The 5,979-nt window shown below is 65.5% G+C and carries 2 protein-coding genes and 2 pseudogenes; 3 read left to right on the plus strand and 1 reads right to left on the minus strand.

Annotated elements, in window-relative coordinates; genetic code table 11:
• Positions 1-1,007: 1,007 nt before the first annotated feature.
• The 3 genes and pseudogenes from ABFX46_RS43110 (at position 1,008) to ABFX46_RS43120 (ending at position 5,359) form a co-directional block, all read left to right on the plus strand.
• On the plus strand, positions 1,008-2,939 hold the full coding sequence (locus tag ABFX46_RS43110; protein ID WP_346050406.1) for a hypothetical protein: 1,932 nt from the start codon (positions 1,008-1,010) through the stop codon (positions 2,937-2,939).
• A gap of 680 nt (positions 2,940-3,619) precedes the next feature.
• A pseudogene (locus tag ABFX46_RS43115) lies at positions 3,620-4,994 on the plus strand (Mu transposase domain-containing protein).
• Positions 4,994-5,359 (plus strand): hypothetical protein, encoded by a 366-nt coding sequence (locus ABFX46_RS43120; protein ID WP_346050408.1) that lies wholly within the window; start codon positions 4,994-4,996, stop codon positions 5,357-5,359. Before ABFX46_RS43115 ends, ABFX46_RS43120 begins: the two are co-directional and overlap by 1 nt.
• A 200-nt stretch (positions 5,360-5,559) precedes the next feature.
• Here ABFX46_RS43120 and ABFX46_RS43125 read toward each other — a convergent pair.
• Positions 5,560-5,979 (minus strand): annotated as a pseudogene (locus ABFX46_RS43125) (transposase); the annotation flags it as partial.

The raw sequence follows: 5,979 nt of genomic DNA on the forward strand, positions 1-5,979 counted from the left end.
AAGCTCCTGTGCGGACAAGGTTGATCTTGGTCGACAACCTCATCTAGCAGGAGCTTCACTCATTCACAGCCCGCTTCCGTCGTCCGCGACGAACCTGTGACCTGCACACTCAGGTTGGAATGGGCTCCGTTCACTTGTGATTTCCATGACAGCCAATCACGCCGCTCATCAAGACAAGACCGTCGAGTCCGCTGAACCCTCCCGGTGTCTGCGTCCGACCGAGCTCGGACTGCGCTGATCGCCCGAGGAGACTCGACCACTCTGGGTATTTAGAGGGAATGCTGTCAGCAGATCCGGAGAAGCCCGCTCAGGATCCACACCGGCCAGGGTGCCCAGTACGTTGAAGAGCACGGTCTGCATGCCGGCTGTACGTCGCCGGCGGGGCCGCCAGTCCTCCGTGAACGAAGCGAGCGTGGCGCTGACCGTTGCCTTGGCCGGTTGTAGCGGACTAGCCACCATAGGTCAGAACGGTAGCCGAGAGCTCTGACAAACCGGAAGGCATCTGGCGGCAGTAAGTGCAGCCCGGGTCTGCGGCCGGTCTGCACGGTCGCCATGCGTGCCGGATCGCTCACATCGAAGGCGGCCACTCGCGCCCCATGAGAAAGCCGGACTCGGACACGCCAAGACACAGCAGCAGCCCTCAACAGGCGGCTCCACGCCGACCATCGCGGCGATGCTTCCAACCGTCTTGGGCCACATCTGCTTCAGCAACTCGACCGGCCGGCGGGTACGGCCACTTCGCGCCCCAGTTGGGCGATCCGGCGGCGGACCATGACCGGGATCGGCGCCGTACGTCGGAGCTCGAGAGGACAAGCTCTGGGCGCCTTGGTGCTTCTTGTGTGCCGGGGGCTGGGACAGGTCCGCACCACTACCCACAGCCAGGTAGATCATGATGAGGCCGAGAGCGGCCGGGACGCGTGCGCCAAGGTTGGCGAGCATGGTGCACCTTCTGGCAGTACACGGCACAATGAAAGCTGACTCGGCTCGTCGATCGCAGGAGACCATGCATGGCACAACCGGATTCGAAATCCGGACTTCCGGATACCTTTCTGTATGCGATGGCCAAAGCCGGAAGTCCTGATTCTCCGGCGGTCCGCATGGTGGTCGAGCGGGTTCGCGCCATGGACGCGAGCTCGCAACGCGACGACCTGCTGCTGGTCCTGCTACGCGAAACGCTCACCGAAGTGGCGCCCGAGTGGATGCTAAGGACGGCGACGGAAACCGACCTGGGGCGGGCGGTCGGGACTCATCGCTCTGATTCGATGAAGTTGGCTGCGGTGGCGCTCTCCCATCCATCCTGCAACGATGCATTGCGCGAGGAATTCCTGGCCCGCTGCACCGCTCCTCAGCTTGCAACTCTCGGACGTGCGGACAGTACCGACGCGATGGTAGAAGCCATCGTTACGGAGACCCGGAGGCGCGAGCCGCACGGACAACCGATGACGCGGGAACTGTCGGAGAAGCCGGGCACAGCTCAACTCATTCTGCGTGAGCCGGCACTGCACGATGACGTCTTCGCTGCAGCGCTCGCGCTCTTGCCCCGGAGTCCCGAAGCCGACGAGGATGTCGGGGGCGACGCCGAGTGGGAGGCGTTCGAGCAGGGGCTGCAGGCGTGGAAGGACATGTGGGGATGGTTGGTCACCGTCCATCTTCATCGGCACCGCGAGCTCGTTGACCGAACACGGGACACACCGGCCCAGTCCATCATTCGTGGACATCTCTTGGGGGCCATTCCCTGGAACGTGGACCAGGCTCTTCTCGAGGAGCTCGCCGCAGAGGATCTTGCTCTTTTCGAGCGCAGCGTGTTGATCACTCGACTGTGTCGGACCGTGCGGGACGGCGCGTCCGCCGAAAAAGCGCGTTCCCTGTTCGCCGACGAGCTTGGTGCTCTGACCGCAGATGACCGGCGTCATGTGGAGGGATACCTCACCGACTCCGAGTTTCTGTTGGAGTTCGGGTGCCGGTCCGCGGTTTTGTGGACGCGACGTGCAGCGGAACATACCTGGCGTTACCTGCTCAATCCCGCGGAGGCGACGAACCACTATGGCGATCCAAGAACCTGGCGTGCATCGGAAGATTCACTAGCCGAGCTCGGTCGCCGCTTTGCCGCAGCAGCGGTACGGGCATTGGAGCTCTGGGAGGCGCCGGACTCAAGGAAGTATCGAGAACGCGAAGACATCCTTTGGGTACATGGCATGCTGCTTCACCTCCCTCACCTCACGGACGAAGTGAGGGCCAAGGTGCGGCTCGTGCTCCAGGCCGGTCGGCAGGTTCCCGAAGACCGGTGGAGGGCGGGACGCATCCTCGGGTGGAACGACGAGCGACGACTGTCCGAACTGCACACGGCGATCGAGCGGATCATCGCGGACCCAACGGCGACCACCTGGGAAAAGGCACTGGGCGATCCTCACCGAGTGAGCGCCCGGGACCTCGCGGCGACGACCGATGACGTCCTGCAGGACTATCTCAGTCGGCACACCGATGACGAGCTCGTAGAGAAGGCGCTTCTCTCCTTTGCTCACCGTCCACGCTCCCAGCTTGCCTTTGCCGAGGTGCTCCACCGGCACTCGGCGCCACAGACCGCGATCTTGCAGATCACGATGGATCTGCGGAGCCGACTCGGTGGGGGCCCCAACCTTCGCGAGGCGTGGACCCGTACGGTCTTGGCCCTCCCCGACTGCTCCGACGAATTGGTTCGTGCCCTGCCCGCATGGACCGTCCTCTCCATCGGAGGAGGCAGCGGGTACTCGCCTCCTCATGAGGCTGTCACCTCGGTCGTCATGACCGCACTAGGTGAGGACGAAGCGACCTGGGCGCGATTCGCCGCGAACCCGTCCTCTCATGCGGGACCGAATGCCTGGCTACGGCTCGGCGAGATCCTCGACGCATCGCGAACCGGCACACCGTGGCCAAACCCTCGGGCGCCCAGGCGGCCCTGAGGACTGGACACCTCCACCTACGAAAACGTGTCCGTGCAGGGAGAGGCATGGGGGGAGTGGACTCCGACGCAAAACTCGACCAGTCGCAGGGACGGGCCGCCCACGACCGGATCACCGCAGGATGATGGGCAGCTGCGCTGTTGCAACTGGCCTACTTGACCGCCGTCGACACCTTCACGGTGCTGCTTCTGCTTCCGATGGCCGATCAAGAGCGGGTGCGCCGTAACTACCGCCCTGCGGCAGTATGAATGCGGCGGGGCGGCGGTACGCCTCCTCCCGCGCCGGGACCGGTAGGGCCCCATACGCTTCGCGCGCGTCTGAGTCGGGCGGACGCGCTCCGCCGTACCGGTTTCAATCGATCGCGTCTGCTGAGTGCAGACCGTCAGAGCGAAGCACCTGATGACGCAAATGACAAAAAGGTAAATACCGGACATCGAGCCTCAGGTTCGTCTGCGCCCGACGGTTTGTCGGTGGGGCGGCGTACGTCGGTTGTTCCGTCGGCTCGCTCTGAAAGCAGCGTTATCGTGCCGGATGAAGGTAGAGCACAAGAGAGGGAGTGACGGCGGCCATAGAATGCTCCCCACTGGCGGCCATTTAGGGCCCCGCTCGCGGCCACCGGTTTCGCCGGGTATGGCCGGATAACGCCCCGCTCGCAGGCCCGGGTGAGGAGGATCGTCCGGGTGAAGAACAGCAGGGAGATCATGGAGATCCTTAAGGCGTATGACCTCACGGGCAGTTACCGTGCGGCGGCGGAGCTGGCCGGGTGCGACCACCACACGGCGGCGCACTATGTGAAGATGAGGGCGGCCGGTCAGGGTCCTGAGGACCGGCGGCACCGGGCGCGGCCGATTGATGCGTTCCTGCCGAAGATCGAAGAGCTTCTGGTCGGCTCGAACGGCAAGATCCGGGCGAAGGTGGTGCATAAGCGGATCGTCGCGATGGGCTTCACCGGCGGGAACGCACCACCCGCCGCACCGTCGCAGAGGCCAAGACCCAGTTCAAGGCCGGTCAGCGGCGGGTCTATCGGCCCTGGATCACCGCGCCGGGCCTGTGGCTGCAGTGAGACTGGGGCACCGGCCCGGTGATCGGTGGGCGGCCGACCACGTTGTGGTACGCCTGGCTGGCGTGGTCGCGGTTCCGGTGGTGATCCCCGTCTGGGACAAGACGCTGGCGACGGTGGCGTCCTACCTGGACACCACGCTGCGGCGGATCGGCGAGTCCCAGCCTATGTGCTGCACGACAACGAGGACCTGCGGGAGGACTTCCACACCTTCGGCGAGCTGGAAGCGGCCTGCCGCGAGTTCTGCGACGAGGGCGACAGCCGCGTCCACCGCGAGACCCGGCGTCGTCCGGCCGAACGGCTCGCCAAGGAGCAGGCCCGGCTGCATCTGCTGCCCAAGCCGCCGTTCACCATCGCGTTCGGCACGACCAGGCGGGTGAACTGGAACGCCACGATCTCCGTCGAGGGAATGCGCTACTCGTCCCGCACGAGCTGATCGACAGCCCCCGTCTGGGCCCGGTTCTACGGCGACGAACTCATCGTCACCGCGGTCGGGCCAGACGGCGGCGTCGGCGAGGTCGCCCGCTCTCCCCGCAGGGACCTCGGTGCACCGATCATCGACCATGCGCACTACCCGCCACGAGAGGACAAGGCCGGCGACCGCACCCCCAAGGCCACCTCGGCGCACGAGGCAGCGTTCTTGATACTCGACCCGGGGGCGGCCTGGCTTGTCGAGCCCGCCGACGTCGGCGTACGCCGGACGAAGGCCAAGATAGCCGAAGCGGTCTCCCTGGCCCAGCTCTACTCGGCCGCCCAGATCGACCGGGCCCTGGGGACCGCGGCGATCACCGCGGACGGTTCGCCGACGCCGACCTGCAAGCGATCCTGGACTACCAGGTCGGACGCGGTGCCGCCGAACCGAGCCGGCCTCTGAGACCCACAGCCTGCAGCCCGGCACCTCTGCCTGGGCCTCCTTCGAACAGGCTCCGGCCAGCCCCGCCGACGAGCCCACCGCCCACGCTCCCACCGACACGACCCTCGAGGACAACGCCTGATGGCCACCCCGCTGCGCTTCGTTCCCGGCTCCAACGGCGACCCACTCGCCGGGGCCATCGAGTTGACCAAGCGCCTCAAACTCCCGCACATGCGCCGCGCGCTCGCCGACCTGGCCCCCACCGCCAACGCCCAACGCTTGGACCCCGCCGAGGTCGTCCGCGTCCTGCTCGCCGAGGAAGCCGCCGGCCGCGACCCCGCCAACCTGCACACCCGCCGCAAGCGGTCCGGGTTCCCCGCCGGCAAGACCTTTGGCGACTCGGACCGCCTCCTCCATCCCGCGCCCCAACCAGGACACGCTCAAGAGCCTGGAAGGGGTACACCGCCGCGAGAATCTGTGCATCTGCGGCCCGTTCGACACTGGTAAGAGCCACTTCAGCGAGCCCCTCGACGAGAAGTCTCGCGACCATTTACCACCTCACTCCGACAATGCCCTCGGCGGTTCTTGGACGGCGCCTGGCAAAATGCTTAAGCACGAAAAGCTTAAAAGCCACGCAACCGCCCGAGGTCGACCGGGACAAAGTAATGCTTACGGGCGCCTGGTCATCGACTCTCAGTAATGTCTCACTAGCATCGTGAGTCATTAATTCGTTGGCAGTATGCGGCGAGGGTTTCGAGGATCTCGTCGGCGTTCTTGGTCCACACGAACGGCTTGGGGTCGGAGTTCCACTCGTTGACCCAGCCGCGGACGTCGCGTTCCAGCTCGACAACACTTCGGCGGGCGGAACGGCGGAGTTTGCGGTTGGTGAGTTCGGCGAACCAGCGTTCGACCAGGTTGAACCAGGACGAGCTGGTGGGGGTGAAGTGCAGGTGGAACCGAGCAGCCACTTGTGGACCTGCTCGGTCTTGTGGGTGGCGTGGTTGTCCAGCACCAGGTGCAGGTCTAGATCCTTGGGGACGGCGACGTCGATGAGCTTGAGGAACCGCAGGAACTCCTGGTGGCGGCGGCGCCGGTAGTGCTGGTCGATCACCGACCCCGAGGAAAGG

The organism is Actinomadura chokoriensis, from assembly GCF_039529475.1.
In the GTDB taxonomy this organism is placed as follows: Bacteria; Actinomycetota; Actinomycetes; order Streptosporangiales; family Streptosporangiaceae; genus Spirillospora; species Spirillospora bangladeshensis.